Origin of the sequence: Stutzerimonas balearica DSM 6083, from assembly GCF_000818015.1 — a bacterium.
Lineage (GTDB): Bacteria > Pseudomonadota > Gammaproteobacteria > Pseudomonadales > Pseudomonadaceae > Stutzerimonas > Stutzerimonas balearica.
This window is the reverse complement of sequence record NZ_CP007511.1, coordinates 1,452,447-1,469,474: the sequence shown is the minus strand read 5'-3', so window position 1 is coordinate 1,469,474 and position 17,028 is coordinate 1,452,447. Positions and strand designations below refer to the sequence as shown.

At 59.1% G+C, this 17,028-nt stretch carries 21 protein-coding genes and 4 tRNA genes; 8 read left to right on the top strand and 17 right to left on the bottom strand.

Translation table 11 applies throughout. The annotated features are described in order from the left end of the window. Positions 1–3: 3 nt before the first annotated feature. The 10 genes from CL52_RS06755 to CL52_RS06710 form a co-directional block, all read right to left on the bottom strand. A complete protein-coding gene (locus CL52_RS06755; protein ID WP_043219252.1) occupies positions 4–1,104 on the bottom strand; it encodes a flagellar basal body P-ring protein FlgI in 1,101 nt (366 codons plus the stop codon). An 11-nt stretch (positions 1,105–1,115) separates the two neighbouring features. Then, the gene (gene flgH, locus CL52_RS06750; RefSeq protein ID WP_041106244.1) at positions 1,116–1,811 is read right to left on the bottom strand and encodes a flagellar basal body L-ring protein FlgH; all 696 of its coding nucleotides are present in this window, start codon (positions 1,809–1,811) and stop codon (positions 1,116–1,118) included. Positions 1,812–1,885: 74 nt separating this feature from the next. After that, positions 1,886–2,671, bottom strand: coding sequence for a flagellar basal-body rod protein FlgG (gene flgG / locus CL52_RS06745; RefSeq protein WP_041106246.1), 786 nt, complete (start codon positions 2,669–2,671; stop codon positions 1,886–1,888). A gap of 28 nt (positions 2,672–2,699) precedes the next feature. After that, the gene (gene flgF, locus CL52_RS06740; protein ID WP_041106247.1) at positions 2,700–3,440 is read right to left on the bottom strand and encodes a flagellar basal-body rod protein FlgF; all 741 of its coding nucleotides are present in this window, start codon (positions 3,438–3,440) and stop codon (positions 2,700–2,702) included. A gap of 202 nt (positions 3,441–3,642) precedes the next feature. Then, a complete protein-coding gene (locus CL52_RS06735) occupies positions 3,643–5,082 on the bottom strand; it encodes a flagellar hook protein FlgE (protein WP_043219250.1) in 1,440 nt (479 codons plus the stop codon). Between the two features lie 30 nt (positions 5,083–5,112). Beyond that, positions 5,113–5,796, bottom strand: coding sequence for a flagellar hook assembly protein FlgD (flgD, locus tag CL52_RS06730; protein WP_041106251.1), 684 nt, complete (start codon positions 5,794–5,796; stop codon positions 5,113–5,115). Between the two features lie 15 nt (positions 5,797–5,811). Further along, positions 5,812–6,255 (bottom strand): flagellar basal body rod protein FlgC, encoded by a 444-nt coding sequence (flgC, locus tag CL52_RS06725; RefSeq protein ID WP_043219246.1) that lies wholly within the window; start codon positions 6,253–6,255, stop codon positions 5,812–5,814. A gap of 14 nt (positions 6,256–6,269) precedes the next feature. Then, the gene (gene flgB, locus CL52_RS06720) at positions 6,270–6,674 is read right to left on the bottom strand and encodes a flagellar basal body rod protein FlgB (protein ID WP_043219244.1); all 405 of its coding nucleotides are present in this window, start codon (positions 6,672–6,674) and stop codon (positions 6,270–6,272) included. 173 nt (positions 6,675–6,847) lie between these two features. Then, positions 6,848–7,675: a protein-glutamate O-methyltransferase CheR gene (cheR, locus tag CL52_RS06715; protein WP_043219241.1), complete on the bottom strand. Its 828-nt coding sequence runs from the start codon at positions 7,673–7,675 to the stop codon at positions 6,848–6,850. Between the two features lie 32 nt (positions 7,676–7,707). Beyond that, positions 7,708–8,640 carry a chemotaxis protein CheV gene (locus CL52_RS06710; RefSeq protein WP_041106258.1) on the bottom strand — a complete coding sequence of 311 codons (933 nt, stop codon included), beginning with the start codon at positions 8,638–8,640 and terminating at the stop codon, positions 7,708–7,710. Between the two features lie 68 nt (positions 8,641–8,708). On the opposite strand from CL52_RS06710, the gene flgA reads away from it, so the two are divergent. From flgA to CL52_RS06690, 4 genes are all read left to right on the top strand, one after another. Next, complete coding sequence (gene flgA, locus CL52_RS06705; protein ID WP_082041975.1) at positions 8,709–9,464, top strand: flagellar basal body P-ring formation chaperone FlgA; 756 nt, start codon at positions 8,709–8,711, stop codon at positions 9,462–9,464. Between the two features lie 107 nt (positions 9,465–9,571). After that, positions 9,572–9,898 carry a flagellar biosynthesis anti-sigma factor FlgM gene (gene flgM, locus CL52_RS06700; RefSeq protein WP_041106262.1) on the top strand — a complete coding sequence of 109 codons (327 nt, stop codon included), beginning with the start codon at positions 9,572–9,574 and terminating at the stop codon, positions 9,896–9,898. A gap of 28 nt (positions 9,899–9,926) precedes the next feature. Next, positions 9,927–10,397, top strand: coding sequence for a flagella synthesis protein FlgN (locus CL52_RS06695; protein ID WP_043219236.1), 471 nt, complete (start codon positions 9,927–9,929; stop codon positions 10,395–10,397). Positions 10,398–10,469: 72 nt separating this feature from the next. Continuing rightward, positions 10,470–11,216 carry a flagellar brake protein gene (locus CL52_RS06690; RefSeq protein ID WP_043219233.1) on the top strand — a complete coding sequence of 249 codons (747 nt, stop codon included), beginning with the start codon at positions 10,470–10,472 and terminating at the stop codon, positions 11,214–11,216. Between the two features lie 71 nt (positions 11,217–11,287). Here the strand turns inward: CL52_RS06690 and CL52_RS06685 are convergent. Further along, a tRNA-Arg gene (locus CL52_RS06685) sits at positions 11,288–11,364 on the bottom strand. A gap of 235 nt (positions 11,365–11,599) precedes the next feature. Between CL52_RS06685 and CL52_RS06680 the strand changes: the two genes are divergently transcribed. From CL52_RS06680 to CL52_RS06670, 3 genes are all read left to right on the top strand, one after another. Beyond that, a complete protein-coding gene (locus CL52_RS06680; protein ID WP_043219232.1) occupies positions 11,600–11,824 on the top strand; it encodes a hypothetical protein in 225 nt (74 codons plus the stop codon). A gap of 22 nt (positions 11,825–11,846) precedes the next feature. Continuing rightward, positions 11,847–12,026 (top strand): PA3371 family protein, encoded by a 180-nt coding sequence (locus CL52_RS06675; protein ID WP_041106268.1) that lies wholly within the window; start codon positions 11,847–11,849, stop codon positions 12,024–12,026. A gap of 221 nt (positions 12,027–12,247) precedes the next feature. Beyond that, positions 12,248–12,574 (top strand): Arc family DNA-binding protein, encoded by a 327-nt coding sequence (locus CL52_RS06670; RefSeq protein WP_041106270.1) that lies wholly within the window; start codon positions 12,248–12,250, stop codon positions 12,572–12,574. A 76-nt stretch (positions 12,575–12,650) separates the two neighbouring features. Here the strand turns inward: CL52_RS06670 and mgtE are convergent, their stop codons facing one another. Next, on the bottom strand, positions 12,651–14,084 hold the full coding sequence (mgtE, locus tag CL52_RS06665) for a magnesium transporter (RefSeq protein ID WP_043219231.1): 1,434 nt from the start codon (positions 14,082–14,084) through the stop codon (positions 12,651–12,653). A 313-nt stretch (positions 14,085–14,397) separates the two neighbouring features. On the opposite strand from mgtE, the gene bamE reads away from it, so the two are divergent. Then, on the top strand, positions 14,398–14,883 hold the full coding sequence (gene bamE / locus CL52_RS06660; RefSeq protein ID WP_052264521.1) for an outer membrane protein assembly factor BamE domain-containing protein: 486 nt from the start codon (positions 14,398–14,400) through the stop codon (positions 14,881–14,883). 41 nt (positions 14,884–14,924) lie between these two features. On the opposite strand, the gene CL52_RS06655 is transcribed toward bamE, so the two are convergent. From CL52_RS06655 to CL52_RS06635, 5 genes are all read right to left on the bottom strand, one after another. Next, a tRNA-Arg gene (locus CL52_RS06655) sits at positions 14,925–15,001 on the bottom strand. A 64-nt stretch (positions 15,002–15,065) separates the two neighbouring features. Then, a tRNA-Arg gene (locus CL52_RS06650) sits at positions 15,066–15,142 on the bottom strand. 82 nt (positions 15,143–15,224) lie between these two features. Further along, positions 15,225–15,315 (bottom strand) — tRNA-Ser (locus CL52_RS06645). A 62-nt stretch (positions 15,316–15,377) separates the two neighbouring features. Next, complete coding sequence (gene csrA, locus CL52_RS06640) at positions 15,378–15,563, bottom strand: carbon storage regulator CsrA (protein WP_003283978.1); 186 nt, start codon at positions 15,561–15,563, stop codon at positions 15,378–15,380. Between the two features lie 179 nt (positions 15,564–15,742). Further along, positions 15,743–16,978: an aspartate kinase gene (locus CL52_RS06635; RefSeq protein WP_043219228.1), complete on the bottom strand. Its 1,236-nt coding sequence runs from the start codon at positions 16,976–16,978 to the stop codon at positions 15,743–15,745. Positions 16,979–17,028 lie beyond the last annotated feature (50 nt).

The following is a 17,028-nucleotide window of genomic DNA, read 5'->3' as shown; positions in this document are numbered from 1 at the left end:
CCCTTAGATCACAATCAGATCGGCCTGCAACGCACCGGCCTGCTTGAGCGCCTCAAGAATCGCCATCAGGTCGCTCGGTGCTGCGCCGACCTGGTTCACGGCGCGGACGATGTCATCCAGCGTGGTACCCGGGCCGAACTTGAACATCGGTTTGGCCTCCTGCTCGGCCTTGACCTTGGAGTTCGGCAGCACAACGGTCTGCCCACCCGAGAGCGGCTCCGGCTGGCTGACCTGCGGATCCTCGGTAATCGTCACCGTCAGGCTTCCGTGTGTCACCGCCGCCGGCTGAACGCGGACGTTCTGGCCAATCACAATGGTGCCGGTACGGGAATTGATGATCACCTTGGCCACGGCCTGGCCAACCTCGACCTGCAGATTTTCCAGAATCGACAGGTAATCGACGCGCTGGCCTGGATCCAGCGGCGCGGTCACGCTGATCGATCCCCCATCGAGCGCCTGGGCCACGCCCGGGCCAAGCAGTTCATTGATCTGGTCGACGATATTTTTTGCGGTGGTGAAATCGGGACGATTCAGATTCAGCGTCAGCGTATTGCCCTGATTGAAGCCGCTCGGCACCGGGCGCTCGACAGTGGCGCCGCTGGGAATACGACCGGCCGACGGCACATTGACCGTGATGCGCGAGCCGTCGGCGCCACCGGCATCGAAGCCGCCGACGACCAGGTTGCCCTGCGCCACCGCGTAGACATTGCCATCGATACCCTTGAGCGGCGTCATCAGCAGACTGCCGCCACGCAGGCTCTTGGCGTTGCCGATCGACGATACGGTGATGTCGATCGTCTGCCCCGGTTTGGCAAATGGCGGGAGCTCAGCGTGCACGGAAACCGCCGCGACGTTCTTCAGCTGCACATTGCCGCCATTGGGTACCTTGATGCCGAACTGGGCCATCATGTTGTTGAAGGTCTGCACGGTAAAGGGCGTCTGCGTAGTCTGGTCGCCGCTTCCATTGAGGCCGACCACCAGGCCATAGCCAATCAGCTGGTTGGTTCGTACACCACTGATGCTGGCGATATCCTTCAGACGCTCGGCATGCGCCGAAACCCCTACCAACAGCAGACCGAGAAGCACGAGAAGTCTTGCACACATGTCGGTGGTCCTCAGAACGGCCACAGCGGGCTGACGAAGAAGCGGCTCAACCACCCCGGCTGGCTGGCGTCGGCGAACGCGCCGGTCCCGGAATAGGTGATGCGCGCATCGGCAACGCGCATGGAAGACACGGTGTTGTCAGTCGAAATGTCGTCCGAACGCACCAGGCCGGCGATACGAACCAACTCATCGCCGGTGTTGAGCGTCAGCCATTTCTCACCGCGCACCGCCAGGATGCCGTTGGGCAGCACCTCGGAGACCGTGACGGTAATCGAGCCAGAGAGGCTGTTGCTCTGCCCTGCTTGGCCAGAGCCCGACGCCTCTCGGGTGGCATCGAATTCAGCGCCGAGCGACATGTTGTTACCGGTAAGCGGGTTGGCCATCGAGACCGCGCCACCGAACAGCGATCCGAGCCCTATGTTGGCATTGCTGTCCTTCGAAATCTGCGAGCTGGCGTTCTTGCTGGCCTGGGTACGCTCGTTGAGCGTGATGGTGATGATGTCGCCGACCCGGAAGGCCTTGCGGTCGTCATACAGGTTGGTTTCGAAGCCCGCCTGGTAGATGGCACCGTTGGTCTGCGCCGCCGGGAGCGGCGTACGCGGCAACACCGGTGCGTAGTAGGGATCGTTCGGCTTGGGCGCCGGCGCGACACAGCCGCTCAGCGTCAAGGCCGAGGCCAGGGAGAAAGCAAACATCATGCGGCTCATAAGTACCTCAAGCCTTTCAGGGCCATTGAAACGGCGACGGAACGACATGCCCCGCCTACAACGGCCAGCGCCCGTCAGAGCTGCTGGGTGACGAAGGACAACATCTGGTCGGCGGTCGAGATCACCTTGGAATTCATCTCGTAGGCGCGCTGCGTAGTGATCATGTTCACCAACTCCTCGACGACGCTCACGTTCGAATTTTCCAAGGTGTTCTGCAGCACCGTGCCGAGGCCATTGAGGCCCGGCGTGCTGACTTGCGGCGCGCCACTGGCAGCGGTCTCCAGGAACAGGTTGTTGCCCATTGCCTGCAAGCCGGCCGGATTGATGAAGTCGGCCGTCTGCAGGTTGCCAATGATCTGCGGCTGCGGATTGCCGAAGGTGGTGACCGACACGGTCCCGTCTTCGCCCACGGTAAAGGTCTGGGTTTCCGGCGGTACCACGATCGCCGGTTCAAGCGCGTAGCCGTTGGAAGTCACCACCTGGCCGTCGGCATTCAGATGAAAGCTGCCGTCACGGGTGTAGGACACCGTGCCGTCGGGCAACAGGACCTGAAAGAAACCACGGCCATTGATGGCCATGTCCAGCGGCTGCTCGGTGGTCTGCAGGCTGCCGGTGGTGAAAATCTTCTGCGTGCCGGTGATGCGCACACCGGTACCCAGTTGCAGGCCCGACGGCAACTCGCTGTCCTGTGTCGACTGGCCACCAGGTTGGCGACGGATCTGGTAAAGCAGATCCTGAAACTCCGCTCGGTCCTTCTTGAAACCGGTCGTCGAGACGTTCGCCAGGTTGTTGGAGATGGTGGTCAGGTTCATGTCCTGAGCGGACAGGCCGGTCTTGCTGACCCAGAGTGCAGGAAGCATGTGCTTTCTCCTCGGCGCGACGCGCTGATTAGCTGATTTGCAGGACGCGAGACATGGCCGCCGCATCTTCCTCGGCGGTTCGCATCATTTTCACGTGCAGTTCGAACTGGCGAGACAACGCCAGCATCGAGGTCATTTCGGCAACCGCATTGACGTTGCTCGACTCGAGAAAACCCGAGGTCACCCGAACGGCCGCATCGGCCTCCACGGGCTGACCGTTCTTCATGCGGATCAGGCCGTCGGTGCCCTTCTCAAGCTGCGCCGGGTCGGGATTGACGAGCTTCAAGCGATCGACGCTGACCACCACATTCGGGTCTTCACCCAGCGCACGAATGCTGATGGTGCCGTCATGCCCGATTTCGATCTTCTCTTCCGGGGGAATGGCTATCGGGCCGGCATTACCCATCACCGGCAAACCGTCCGCAGTGCGCAGCACGCCCAGGACATCGACATTCAGGCTGCCGGTGCGCACATAGGCCTCGCTGCCATCGGCTGCCTGGACGGCCAGCCAACCTTCGCCCTCCACGGCCACGTCCAGATCGCGTCCGGTTTCCTGCAGGGTTCCCGAGGTGAAATCCGTGCCGGGGCGCTCACTCATCGCGTACACGCGCGACGGAAAACTGTCGCCGAAGACCTGCATCGAGCGTGCCTGCTCGAAATCGCGCCGAAACCCCGTAGTCGAGATGTTCGCCAGGTTGTTCGCATGGGCCTGCTGCGCCCGTGCGTTCTGGCTGGCGCCGGTCATGGCCACATAGAGCATCTTGTCCATCGAGTTCTCCAGGCGCAGGTTTTGACGCGCCAAGCTGAAGTCGATAGAGATTTAGCAAGGCCCATGCCAGGCCAGAACCAACTAATTTTTATCTTTTAAATCAGCTAGTTATTCAAAACGGGCAAAGGCCCTTTCGGGCCTCTGCGGGTAAAGCGGCGGAATACTGCCGTGGGCGGCAAGGTGATACTGCCACCCTCTAGCGTTAGCGCAGGTTGATAATCGTCTGGGTCACCGCGCTTTCGGTCTCGATGGTCTTGGCATTCGCCTGGTAGTTGCGCTGCGCAACGATCAGATTGACCAGTTGATCGGAAAGCTCGACGTTCGAGTCTTCGAGCGCACCGGCTTGCAGGGCGCCGAGCGTACCCGAGCGCGGCGTACCCACAACCGGCTCACCCGACTCGAAGGATTGAACCCACTGAGTCTTGCCTACCGGGGTCAGGCCCTGCACGTTGGCAAAGTTGGCCAGCACGATCTGCCCCTGCACCTTTGACTGGCCGTTGGTGTAGCGCGCGAAGATCACGCCGGTGTCGTCGATTTCCAGACCGGCCAGCTCACCGGTGGTATAGCCGTCCTGGGCAACGCTATTGACCGCAAAGGAGCTGGCGAACTGAGTCGCCTGACTGAAATCCATGACGATTCCCGCCGGGTTGGCCAGCGCACCGTTGGCCGTCCAGGTCGGAGGATTGCCGCCATTACTGATGGCTGGCACCCAGCCGCCATTGGGATCGGCCGCGGTAGCGCTGTTGAGCGTGACCTTGAGATCAGGCGATACGCTGAACAAGGTCGAGCCACCGTTATCGACACCGGTCAGCTTGCCGGTGGAATCGAAGGTCAAGCCCATTACGTACGGCTGAGGCGGCTCTTGCGCCGGATCGGCCGGGTTGCGACCGTCGACCAGCACCTTCATATCCCAGGTATTGGCGTCTGTCTTGACGAAATACTGCGTCAGTACGTGAGCGTTGCCCTGAGAATCGTAAATGTTGAGCGAAGTCGAGCTGTTGTAGGTAGTCGGGTCGGTGGGGTCGAATGTGGCACCGGCAGCCGCCGCTGCAGCTGTCCGTTCCGCCGCGGTCGGTGCAGCCGGATCGGCGGCATTGGTCTGCAGGTACGAATCGTAGGTCGCCTGCCAGGTAGTCGGCGTGCTCAACGCCGAATTCAGGTTGAAGGTGGTGTTGATCGCACTGGTAGCCTTCGGCGCCTGGTTGGTCGTCTGGACACGCATGTCGCCGATCACACCGTTTTGCAGGTTGCCGCTACCATCGACCGGATAGCCCTGCAACTTGTAGCCGAAGTTGTCGACGATGAAGCCGTCACGGTCGGTACCGAAATAACCGGCACGCGTATAGCTCAGTGCGCCATTGTTGCTGACCTGGAAGAACCCGTTGCCATTGATCGCCAGATCGAGGGCATTCTGCGTGTAATTGATGTTGCCCTGATTGAACTGCTGCGAAACGTTACTCAGCAGCACCCCGCTGCCCTGTGGATTCTTGCCGGTTCCCAGCACGGACGCCGCGTAGACATCGGAGAACTCCGCCCGCGACTGCTTGAAGCCGACGGTGCCGGCGTTGGCGATGTTGTTACCGGTGACGTTGAGGTCCTTGCTGGCGGCGCGCATGCCGCTGAGGCCGATATTGAAAGACATGTGATGCTCCTCTGCCGAGCCTGGCAGCGCTTATTGACCGATGATCTGGACCTGAGAGAGACCGACGCTGCCGACGCCAGCCAGATTGAGCATCAGCTCCCCGCCATTCTGTCCGAGGGTGACGCTGTCCACGTTTGCGGGCAGCAGGGTATACAGCCCTTTGGTTTCATTCTGGTAGGTCGCTTGCGCCTCGAAGCGATAGGTACCAGGCGGCACCACTTCACCGCTGGCGTTCTTGCCGTCCCACATGAACGACACGTTGCCGGCCTGCTGCTGGCCGAGGTTGACCCGGTTGACCAGCGTTCCGGAGCTGTCATAAACGTTGACGAACACGTTGCTGCTCGACGTCGGCAGGATCAGGCTCGCCTTGAAGGTTTCGCTGGTATCGACCACCGCTTTCTCGGACGGCACGATCACCTTGCGCCCAACCAGCGAAGAGGCCTGTAGCGCCTGGGATGACTGATAACCCGAGAGAATCGTTTCCATGCTCGAGTTCAGCTTCTCGACCCCTTCCACGGTGCTGAACTGAGCCAGCTGGCCGATGAACTCGCCGTTTTCCTGAGGCTCGAGTGGATTCTGGTTGTTCAGCTGCGCAACCAACAGCTCGAGAAACTCGTTTTTGCCCAGATCATTGCCCTTGGCCTCGCGGTCATTGCCGATCTGGTATTGATCCAGCACCGAGCTGCCGGCACCCACGCCACTGGTAGTCGTCATCGTCTTCGCTCGCTATCACTGACCAAGGGTCAACACTTTCTGCAACATGGTTTTGGCGGTGTTCATCAGTTCAGCGTTGGTCTGAAACGACCGGCTTGCCGAAATCATGTCTGCCATTTCCTCGACGACGTTGACGTTCGGGTAATAGACGTAGCCCTTGTCGTCGGCCGCCGGATGATTCGGCTCATAGCGCGCCTGAAGCTCGCCCTGATCTTCAACAACACCGAGCACCTGAACGCCAACGCCTGCCTGCTGCTGCTCGGCGAACAACGAACCGCTGCTGTCGCCGCCCGCCTGCTGCAGCATCGTGGCGAACACTGGATGGCGCGCGCGGTAGGTCTGATCGACGCTGGACGAAACCGTCTCGGCGTTGGCGATGTTGCTGGAGATCGTGTTGAGGCGAGTGCTCTGGGCGCTCATGCCGGTTCCGGCAATGTTGAAGACGCTGCTCAGTGACATGGTTGTTCGCTCCGTTATTCGCCGCGCAGGGCGTTCATCAGCCCGCGGAATTTACTATTGAGCAGGGTGAAGCTGGCCTGGAAATCGATCGCATTCTGGGCGTAGTTGGACTGCTCGATCTGCATATCGACGGTGTTCTGATCCAGCGAAGGTTGAGACGGAACCCGAAAGCGCAGGGCCGGGTCGGCCAACTCCATACCTTCAGCGGCGATGTGCCGCTCATTGGTACGTTCGACGCCGAACCCGCCCTGCGTGCGGGCAGCCTGCTGCGCAAGTACGGTCTTGAAATCGAGGTCGCGCGCCTTGTAATTCGGCGTATCGGCATTGGCGATGTTGTTGGCCAAGACCTCTGCGCGCTGCGCACGGAACCCCAGGGCTTTCTCGTGTATGCCCAGAGCCTTGTCGAAACTGATGCTCATCGGCTTGCCTCCATTGACTCGCTGACGAGACAAAAGCAAAGCCCATGCCACAAGCGCAAGCCCTTGATTATTCAAGGGTCGCCTGCTCAGTTGGTAGGAAGAAGCGTCAAAAGCGGCAAGCGATTACCGCCTTGCTTGCCGCCGAGCGACCGAGAGGTGACGGTTTTTTGCCGTCACTTGGCCTTGTAGATGATACCGGGGCTGCACTGAACCATCTGATACAGCTCGGGCAGACCATTCAGCGCTTCGGAAGCGCCCAGAAACAGATAACCGCCGGGCTTGAGCGTGGCGTGGATGCGCTTGAGGATGTCTTTCTTGACGTCGGCCGAGAAGTAGATGAGTACGTTGCGACAAAAGACGATATCGAACTTGCCGAGCGCTGCGTAGCTGTCGAGCAGATTCTGCACGCGAAACTCGACACGCGCCCGGACAGCAGGCTTTACCACCCAACGCCCCGGCCCCTTGGGCTCGAAGTAGCGCTGGAGCCGCTCACTCGACAACCCGCGCGCGATCGCCAGCGTGTCGTATTCGGCCGCCTTGCTGGCCGCAAGCATAGCCCCCGACAGCTCGGTCGCAACGATCTGCACGCCCAGCTTCGGCTGACTGGGCGCAGCCCTTTCGTATTCATCAACGGTCATCGATATGGAATAGGGCTCCTGGCCGGACGAACACGCGGCTGACCAGATCCGCAGACGCTGACCGACACCTGACTTCACCAACTCAGGGAAAACACGATTCTTGAGCACTTCGAAGGGGTAGGTATCGCGAAACCAGAGCGTCTCGTTGGTCGTCATGGCATCGACCACCTGCTCCTTCAAGCCCGAGCGCGGAGTCGCCTGGATCTTTCGAACCAACTCACCAAGGCTCTTGATACCCTGCTGCTCCATGAGCTTGTTGAGCCGACTGGAGACCAGATACTGCTTGTTGCTGCCAAGCAGAATCCCACAGGTCTTTTCCAGAAACGTTCGGAACTGCTCGAAATCCTGATCAACTGACACCAAATTGCCTCACTGTCGAATGCGAGGACCCAGCCTCAGTTTGCATCTGCCTGCCTGATTCGTTCCACGACGCGCCCGGCGAGATCATCGGGCTGAAACTTTGCCAGAAAGTCGTTTGCGCCAACACGCTTGACCATGTTCTGGTTGAAGACACCGGAGAGCGAAGTATGCAGCAGTACGTGCATGTTCTGCATGCGTGGATCGCGGCGGATTTCGGTGGTCAGCGTATAACCGTCCATCTCGGGCATTTCGATGTCAGAGATCAGCATCAGAAACTCATCTGCCGGAGCCCGCCCCTCGTCAGCCATGCGCTTCAGGTAAGTCAGCGCCTCGCGACCATCGTTCAAGGAGACCACTTCCACGCCGATGTTCTGCAGACAGCGTGTCACCTGCTTGCGAGCGACGGAAGAGTCATCGACGATCAATACCCGGCACGAAACGGCCTTGGACTGCACGTCGGAGTCTACCTCGGGCATCGGCATCGAATCGGATCCAGGCGTTGCCTCCGCCAGCACCTTCTCGACATCGATGATTTCGACGAGGCTACCATCAATATGGGTCACAGCCGTCAGGTAATGGTCGCGGCCGGCGCCTTTGGGAGGCGGAAGAATCTTTTCCCAGTTCATGTTGACGATGCGCTCCACGGACCGCACCAGGAAGCCGAGCGTACGATTGTTGTATTCGGTAATGATGGCGAAGCTGTTGCCGGCATCCTTAAGGCTGGACTTGCCGGTTGCCAATGCAAGATCGAGGATTGGCAGCGTGCTACCCCGAATCGAAGCCACACCGCGGATGACGGGTGCTGACTGCGGCATATGGGTCAATTTGGGACAAGGCAGCACTTCCTTGACTTTGAACACGTTGATTCCATAGAGCTGCGCGCCGTCCAGGCGAAACAGCAGCAATTCGAGCCGGTTTTGCCCCACCAGCTGAGTGCGCTGATTAACCGAATCCAAAACACCGGCCATGCCAGTGACCTCTCTGATCAAATGAACGACGTTCGCCACGCGGGCATGTACTTTGCAACCAACACGGCATGAACAGGCGAATGACTATTTCTCGACATCTAACCTCCAGGCGTAAGCAAATACTCGCCTGGCTGGTCCTGCTATTGACCGCAAGCAACGGCGCGCACGCCGAAGCCATGACTCATCCTGATCAACTTATCGACGCCGCCCGCAGCTTTCTTGAGCAAGCAGTGGACAATTATTTACAGCGTAGCGCCATCGACGGCCGGCGGGAGATTCACTTCAGCCGTCTCGACCCGCGCCTGCGCCTGGCCTATTGCGACGCCCCCCTTAGCGCACAATTGGAAAGCCCCGATCAGCCAGTGGGCCGCGTGACCTTGAGAGTCAGCTGTAGCGGTAGCTCTCCCTGGTCAGTGTTCGTCCCTGCCCAGGTCAAGCTGTACCGCAAGGTCCTGGTTACCAATAAGGCCCTCCAACGCGGCGCGGCACTTGGCGATAGCGATATCAATGAGGCGGAACGCGACATCTCTCTGCTCACCCAGGGTTACCTGACGACCCCAGCGCAAGTCGCAGGGACCAAACTCACCCGCATCGTGCAGCCAGGCCAGGTGCTGACGCCGGCAATGCTGGAGCTGGCCGAGGTAATACGCAGGGGCGACCAGGTCGTTATCTCGGCCGGGAATCAATCGGTCAATGTGCGTATGCCAGGCGAGGCGTTAACCGACGGAGCGCCCGGCGAGCAGATCCGCGTGAAGAATCTTCGCTCGGGGCGTATAGTCAGAGCCCGCGTGACCGGCCCCGGGCAGGTCGAGGCCGCGATGTAACGCGTCACAGGCTCGACGCTTTTCTCCGCGGCGCCAGAAAAAATACTAAAGTTTCAGCACACCACGCCGAAAGCCAGGCAAGCGTACTGATTCTCGAGGTTTGCATCATGGTTATCGACTTCAATAGACCCAATGGCCCCGCCGGTCCCGGCGCCAGCCGTAGCAATCAGATTCAAGGCAGTGAGCGCCCGACTGCGACGCAACCTTCCGACAACGCGGTGAGCAGCCAGGAGACCGGCGCTGCAGCTGGCGAGCCGGTACAGCTGAGCCCGGAAGCGCAGCGGCTGCAGCAGGCCACCGAGCAGCTCAGTCAGCAGCCGGTCGTCGACCAGGCGCGTGTCGAGCGCATTCGCCAAGCGATTTCCGATGGCACTTATGAGATCGATCCGAAGCGCCTAGCCGCCAAGCTGACCGCCTTCGAATCGCAGCAGTAATCCCGAGGTAGATCCAGCCAGGTTCGAAATGCACGACGAAAATCTGCTGCAACAACTTGTCGATGACATCAATACCGCCAAGCAACTGCTCGAACTGATCGAGCACGAACTCGCGGCACTCGCCGAGCGAAACCTGGCCGAGCTGGAAATTATTCTGACGAAAAAGCAGCCTCTGTTAGCGCTGCTCGGCCAGCATGGCGTCGAGCGCAGCAGGATGCTCACTGAGCGCCAGTTGAGCAACGACCGTAGCGGGCTGGAAGCGTTTGCTTCGATCTCCTCGCAGGGTGACGCCATTCTGGCCCGCTCGTCCGAGCTTGAGGCGCTGCTGCAAGACTGCCAAGCCGCCAACGAACGCAACGGGCGACTGATTCGCGCCAATCAGGGTGCCGTCGGCAGCTTGCTCGCCATTCTGCAAGGCAGCAACGAAACGCCCGACCTGTACAATCGTCGTGGCGCCACCGCCAAAAGCAGCCAGCACCGGCCGCTGAGCCAGGCGTGACCATTACAACTCTAAGGATGCTCGGGCCCAGGCCCGTAACGCAGCATTGCCTAGTGCTGGAGAACAGCGGACGTGTCGAATCCGTTCTTTGACGAAGCCGGTCCGCAACCCCCGAAGGTTCTGACCGCCCCACTCGAAATACAGGCCAATCTCAAGCAGCTGCTGGACAACAACGTTCCTGTCAGCATCCGCTTTCTGGAGCGCAATCAGCGCTACCAGAGCTATTTAATCGATCTTCACCGTGACAGGGGCTGGCTCGCTTTCGACGAACTCATTCCCAGTGATGGTGATCGCCTGATGATGGCCAGCGAGCCGTTCGAAGCCGAAGCCTTCTATGAGGGGGCCCGCCTCTCTTGGAAAAACCATCAAACGGTACATCCAGCCGACTACGATGGGGCTCGCTGCTATTGGACGCCACTACCCGACGAGCTGACCTATCATCAGCGCCGCAATGCGTACCGTGCTCGGCTGGATTCGATACCTATCACCGCGACGCTCGGTGGCGCACCGCTGAGCAGGACACTCACCGGGCGACTGCTCGATCTTTCAGCCACAGGCTGCAAGATGAGCTTCAAAGGCAACGTCGAAACCGGTCTTCAGACTGGGCAGGTCTACCCGGACTTTTGCGCAGAGCTTCCCTCAGGTCCAGCCAAGTGCGCCGTCGAACTGCGGCACGTCAGCTATGATGAGCGCCGCGACGCTACTTTCTGCGGAATGCGTTTTTATCAGATGAGCGGATTGCTTCAGCGCCAGATAGAACGCTTCGTCTATCAGCTGCAACGCGAAGCCAGACGACAAAGCGACGCGCCGTTCGCTTGAACCCGCCTGCCGCTCCAGGGGAGCGGCAAGCCTCCCCCGACGAACCCGTTCAAGCGCACTTGAGAAACAAGTGGCGTCCCAGGCGAGGTTCGAACTCACAACCTTCCCCTTAGGAGGGGGATGCTCTATCCAATTGAGCTACTGGGACTCGGGGGCGCATGTTAACGACCCCCGGCATGTTTGTCATGCCCCGCGCCGGCTGTCATTTATCCCCTTGCATTTTGCACGAAGCCATCAGGCAGAGCTTGCAAAGTGCAAATCGCAGGCGCTAGAGCTGAAAGCATAACTTATTGATTTACAACATTTTTTTCGTATAAAACTGCTTGGCACAACACCTGCTATGCATTTCGCATTGAACTTTCGATCGCGAAGGAAACGCAGAGATGCCGAAGCCCCTTTATTTGATCAGCACCACAGCTGTCTCGATTGCCGCGGCATTTGCCCTGCAGCTGCCCTCCGCCGAAAAGCACGCTGCCAACGCCAGCCCAGCCGCCACCTACGCACGCTCGATCTCCCCCCAACCGAATCGGCATCCCACGGCCAAGCTATTCAATCTCAGCGGCGATCACATCATCGCCCCCACCAGAGCCCAGCGCTGGGTGTTCTGACGATCCTTGGAGGAAAATGAGAATGTCCAAGCTAGCGGCTTATAGCCTTGTCCTGTTGGCCATATGCGGATTGACCGCACTCTGGGCGCCAAGCGAAGCAGCTCGCGCTGTCAGCCAGTACGGCATGGCGATATTCAGTCTCTCGACGTTCGCCGGCCTGCTGATCGGGCGTCGAGTGAAGTTCGATCCCATCCTGCGCTAGCACGCAGTGCAACAGCACCATGCGCATGGGCAGCCGGTCACACATTGGCTTTCTGATAGCAAAACGCCTTTACTAATCAAGCTGAAGACGTACAATTGGCGTCAGCAAGCCGACCATCTATAGTTTTTTCAGGACAAGCGGAACAGCGCGGGTGGGCGGTTGTCAGACCGATGACTTCCACGGCAATTCGCTACCACGCAACCTGACTAACCGGTTTTACTATGCGCCCAATGAAACAGGCAGTTTATTCCAGCCGCACGGCTGACAAATTTGTGGTTCGGTTACCTGACGGCATGCGCGAGCGTATCGCCGAGGTATCACGCAACCACCACCGAAGCATGAACTCAGAGATCATTGCACGACTCGAGCAGAGCCTTCTGCAGGAGGGCGCGCTGGATGATGATCTGAACATGCGACTCGATAGCCCTGAGCTGAGTCTTCACGAGCGCGAACTGCTTCAGCGGTTCCGCCAGCTCACCCACCGCCAGCAGAACGCCTTGATCGCACTGATTGCGCAAGATACCGAGCTGGCCAAGGACGAAGCCTGACAGGCTCGCTGCCGCGAGACATAAAAAAAGCCGGCGTTGTTCGCCGGCTTTTTTGTGCTAGCGACCAAACACCTACCTATAGCAGGAACAGTGTCGCCAACCCCAGGAAGATGAAAAAACCACCGCTGTCGGTCATCGCAGTGATCATGACGCTCGCACCCATCGCAGGGTCTCGCCCAAGTCGCGCCAACGTCATAGGAATCAGCACCCCCATAAGCGCAGCCAGCAGCAAATTCAACGTCATTGCCGCAGTCATCACCACGCCCAGCGCCCAGTTACCGTACAGCCAATACGCGACGAAACCTATCACCCCACCCCACAACAGGCCGTTGACCAACCCCACGCCGGCCTCCTTGCGCAACAGCCGCAGGGTATTGCCTGTACCGACCTGATCCAGCGCCATGGCTCTCACGATCATGGTGATGGTTTGATTTCCGGAGTTGCCGCCAATTCCCGCGACGATCGGCATAAGCGCAGCCAGGGCGACCAGCTTTTCGATCGAGCCATCAAACAACCCAATTACACGGGAAGCCAGAAACGCAGTGACCAGATTGACAGCGAGCCAGGCCCAACGGTTACGCACTGACTTCCATACCGAGGCGAAGATATCCTCCTCTTCGCGAAGGCCCGCCATGTTGAGAACTTCACTCTCGCTCTCTTCGCGAATGAGGTCGACCATTTCATCGATGGTCAGGCGCCCGATCAGCTTGCCCCCCTTATCGACAACGGGCGTTGAAACAAGATCGTATCGCTCGAAAGCCTGCGCAGCCTCGTAAGCATCTTCATCGGGATGAAAGGTCACCGGATCGGTGGCCATCACCTCGGCGACTTGTTTTTCGGGATCATTGACCAGCAACCGCTTTATCGGCAGAACACCTTTGAGCACACCGTCGTAATCGACCACAAACAGCTTGTCGGTATGCCCTGGCAGCTCCTTGAGACGACGCAGATAGCGCAATACCACTTCCAGACTGACATCTTCCCGGATGGTGACCATCTCGAAGTCCATCAACGCGCCGACCTGGTCCTCATCGTAGGACAACGCGGAGCGGACGCGCTCGCGCTGCTGGGCGTCCAGGCTTTCCATCAACTCGTGAACGACGTCGCGAGGCAACTCCGGCGCGAGATCAGCCAACTCGTCGGCGTCCATCTCCTTGGCCGCCGCAAGAAGCTCCTGATCATCCATGTCGGCGATCAGCGTTTCACGGACCGCGTCCGACACTTCAAGCAGGATATCGCCGTCTCGCTCGGTCTTGACCAGCTGCCAGACAGCGAGGCGCTCATCGAGCGGAAGCGCTTCGAGAATGTGGGCAACGTCTGCAGGGTGCAGCTCGTCGAGCCTCAACTGCAACTGCGCGAGATCATCGATCTGAGCAGGATCCGTCAGTGATTCGCCGCCATGCTGCTGGGCGAGCGCCTCAGCAAGATCATGGCGATGCAGCAGTTCGAGCACCTGCGCCAGGCGATCCTGCAGTGTTTCTTGTGGCTTCTTGGCTTCTACTTCGGTCATGGCGCACTCCACCCCCAGCTCTGGGGCACGCCGGGAGAATCAGACAATCAAGCGGGCAGGCAGGAATTTGGAACGACTACTGGGTAAGTCCATGAGGGGGATTTGTTTCTACAAGCCCAACGGGGCGGACCGCGCAATGATAACACCGCAGCGGCTCAGCAATGCGAGCTTTCAGTGACAATACAAGTAGTTGCGCAACACAAATCCGCCTCCTGCAGTGTCGACGTCATCACGAGCGGCGAAGACACCCTCCCTCGCACGACGCAAGAAGCGCTAGGCTCGATATGCCAGTCAAACGTCAAGGAGGACGAGAATGCCAAGACATACCGTTTTGGCCTGGTGCCTGCTCGCCTGCGCAGGCACCAGCGCACATGCCACCACTGTTTACCGCTGCGTCGACAGCGCCAACCATGTCAGCTTTCGCCAGCAGGGCTGTCCCGAAGAAATGATCGGCAAACCGCAAAAGATCAGCAACGTCAGCACCGACCACAGCAATCCGAGGCGCAGGGCGCCCTCAAGCAAGCCACGCGCCAGTCAAGGCGAAGCCAGAGAGCTCGTAGTCGTCGGCACTCATCACGACAAATGCGGAAGCCAGCTGACCAGCAGAGATCGCCGAAGGGCCATCATCGAGAAACGGATAGTGCCTGGAATGACCCAAGAGGACGTGCAGAGCGCCCTAGGCACGCCTGACAGAGTGGCAACAACTAACGGCAGGACCCAGTGGCGCTATGAGAGCGAGCGCGGACGAAGCCGGACCGTCACCCTCGACAACGAAGGCTGCGTAACCACCAAGCGCTAGCCAATAAAAAAGGGCCTGCATTTCTGCAGGCCCTTTTCAAATGGCGCACTCAGGAGGATTCGAACCTCCGACCGCTCGGTTCGTAGCCGAGTACTCTATCCAGCTGAGCTATGAGTGCGTGTGCGTTTTTTAAACCAGACCGCCCTGGCTTCATAAACCCCGCAGAACGAGGCTTCATGATATGGCGCACTCAGGAGGATTCGAACCTCCGACCGCTCGGTTCGTAGCCGAGTACTCTATCCAGCTGAGCTATGAGTGCGCTAAGGGTGCGCATTATAGGGTGGTAAACCTTAGCGTCAAGAGCAACAAAGCACTCTGACAAACCACCCGATCATGCAATATGGCGGAGAAGGGGGGATTCGAACCCCCGACACCCTTTTGAGGTGTACTCCCTTAGCAGGGGAGCGCCTTCGGCCACTCGGCCACCTCTCCGCAACACGGGGCGCATAATACCGATCTTTACCCCGTTTGCAAAGCCAAAAATTACATAAAAATTAGTGGCTTGGTTCCTGGTCCTTTTCTTTCTGGATCCGCTGGTAAATCTCCTCGCGATGCACCGCAACCTCCTTGGGTGCGTTCACGCCGATACGTACCTGGTTCCCCTTTACGCCCAACACGGTGACGGTAACGTCGTCACCCACCATCAGGGTCTCTCCGACCCGGCGAGTCAGAATCAGCATTCCTTTCTCCTTAAACGGATTCAGTCAGTAAGCAGTCTGCAAAGAATAAAAACGGATATTGTCCGTCAGACATATAGCCAAAAGCCTTACACCAGCTATTGACCAGCACGCGGGACGCTAAAGTTCCTCGACGGCAGGCCAACACGACAGAAGGCGCGCTAAAACGGGCCTTCTGACGACTATTCTGCCGAACCAGCAGGCGCGTCCAGTTCGAAAGCGGTATGCAAGGCGCGCACAGCCAGCTCCAGATACTTCTCTTCGATCACCACCGACACCTTGATCTCTGACGTCGAGATCATCTGGATGTTGATGTTCTCCTTGGCCAGCGCCTCGAACATACGACTCGCCACACCGGCATGCGAGCGCATGCCGACGCCCACGATAGACACTTTTGCGATGTCAGTATCACCAATGACTTCGCGCGCCCCCATCTGTTGAGCGATGGCGTTCAGGATTTTCAAGGCGTTGTTATAGTCGTTACGGTGCACGGTGAAGGTGAAGTCTGTGGTGTTATCGTGCGCCACGTTCTGCACGATCATGTCGACTTCGACGTTTGCGGCGCTGATCGGACCGAGGATCTTGAACGCCACACCGGGAGTATCCGGCACCCCACGGATGGTGAGCTTGGCTTCGTCGCGATTGAAAGCGATGCCGGAAATGATGGGCTGTTCCATGGATTCCTCTTCATCAAGGGTAATGAGGGTCCCCGGACCCTCCTGAAAGCTGTGCAGCACCCGCAGCGGTACGCTGTACTTGCCAGCGAACTCGACTGCCCGGATCTGCAGGACCTTCGAGCCCAGGCTAGCCATTTCCAGCATTTCTTCGAAGGTGATCTTGTCCAACCGCTGCGCTTTGGCGACAACCCTCGGGTCCGTGGTGTAAACGCCGTCCACGTCAGTGTAGATCTGGCACTCGTCAGCCTTCAGTGCCGCGGCCAACGCCACTCCGGTCGTGTCCGAACCGCCACGGCCGAGGGTCGTAATGTTGCCTTTCTCATCGACACCCTGGAAGCCTGCTACCACGACGACCCGTCCAGCCTTGAGGTCGCGCTGAATGCGCTGCGAATCGATCTGCAGAATGCGCGCCTTGGTGAAGGCACTGTCGGTCAGGATGCGCACCTGATTACCGGTATAGGACACGGCCGGTACGCCGCGCTTGATCAGCGCCATGGCCAGCAAGGCGATGGTGACCTGCTCCCCGGTGGACACCATGACGTCCAACTCACGCGGCACCGGCTGCTCACTGATCTGCTTGGCCAGATCGATCAGGCGGTTCGTCTCGCCGCTCATGGCCGAAACCACTACCACGATGTCGTCACCGGCATCGCGAAACTTTTTGACCTTCTCTGCCACCTGCTCGATACGCTCGACGGTGCCGACGGAAGTACCGCCAAACTTCTGTACGATCAAAGCCATTTCATGCCGCCTATGCCCAAACGGGCGTTCATTGAACCTGTCATTCATCC

What these genes read in the sequence shown, in the direction of transcription:
- csrA (WP_003283978.1), bottom strand. Translation starts at nt 15,563, where the DNA reads ATGCTGATTCTGACTCGCCGGGTCGGAGAGACCCTGATGGTGGGTGAC.
- flgM (WP_041106262.1), top strand. Translation starts at nt 9,572, where the DNA reads ATGGTTATCGACTTCAATAGACCCAATGGCCCCGCCGGTCCCGGCGCC.
- CL52_RS06710 (WP_041106258.1), bottom strand. Translation starts at nt 8,640, where the DNA reads ATGGCCGGTGTTTTGGATTCGGTTAATCAGCGCACTCAGCTGGTGGGG.
- CL52_RS06695 (WP_043219236.1), top strand. Translation starts at nt 9,927, where the DNA reads ATGCACGACGAAAATCTGCTGCAACAACTTGTCGATGACATCAATACC.
- flgC (WP_043219246.1), bottom strand. Translation starts at nt 6,255, where the DNA reads ATGTCACTGAGCAGCGTCTTCAACATTGCCGGAACCGGCATGAGCGCC.
- flgB (WP_043219244.1), bottom strand. Translation starts at nt 6,674, where the DNA reads ATGAGCATCAGTTTCGACAAGGCTCTGGGCATACACGAGAAAGCCCTG.
- CL52_RS06755 (WP_043219252.1), bottom strand. Translation starts at nt 1,104, where the DNA reads ATGTGTGCAAGACTTCTCGTGCTTCTCGGTCTGCTGTTGGTAGGGGTT.
- flgD (WP_041106251.1), bottom strand. Translation starts at nt 5,796, where the DNA reads ATGACGACTACCAGTGGCGTGGGTGCCGGCAGCTCGGTGCTGGATCAA.
- CL52_RS06635 (WP_043219228.1), bottom strand. Translation starts at nt 16,978, where the DNA reads ATGGCTTTGATCGTACAGAAGTTTGGCGGTACTTCCGTCGGCACCGTC.
- flgG (WP_041106246.1), bottom strand. Translation starts at nt 2,671, where the DNA reads ATGCTTCCTGCACTCTGGGTCAGCAAGACCGGCCTGTCCGCTCAGGAC.
- CL52_RS06670 (WP_041106270.1), top strand. Translation starts at nt 12,248, where the DNA reads ATGCGCCCAATGAAACAGGCAGTTTATTCCAGCCGCACGGCTGACAAA.
- bamE (WP_052264521.1), top strand. Translation starts at nt 14,398, where the DNA reads ATGCCAAGACATACCGTTTTGGCCTGGTGCCTGCTCGCCTGCGCAGGC.
- flgA (WP_082041975.1), top strand. Translation starts at nt 8,709, where the DNA reads ATGAACAGGCGAATGACTATTTCTCGACATCTAACCTCCAGGCGTAAG.
- flgF (WP_041106247.1), bottom strand. Translation starts at nt 3,440, where the DNA reads ATGGACAAGATGCTCTATGTGGCCATGACCGGCGCCAGCCAGAACGCA.
- mgtE (WP_043219231.1), bottom strand. Translation starts at nt 14,084, where the DNA reads ATGACCGAAGTAGAAGCCAAGAAGCCACAAGAAACACTGCAGGATCGC.
- CL52_RS06675 (WP_041106268.1), top strand. Translation starts at nt 11,847, where the DNA reads ATGTCCAAGCTAGCGGCTTATAGCCTTGTCCTGTTGGCCATATGCGGA.
- CL52_RS06735 (WP_043219250.1), bottom strand. Translation starts at nt 5,082, where the DNA reads ATGTCTTTCAATATCGGCCTCAGCGGCATGCGCGCCGCCAGCAAGGAC.
- CL52_RS06680 (WP_043219232.1), top strand. Translation starts at nt 11,600, where the DNA reads ATGCCGAAGCCCCTTTATTTGATCAGCACCACAGCTGTCTCGATTGCC.
- flgH (WP_041106244.1), bottom strand. Translation starts at nt 1,811, where the DNA reads ATGAGCCGCATGATGTTTGCTTTCTCCCTGGCCTCGGCCTTGACGCTG.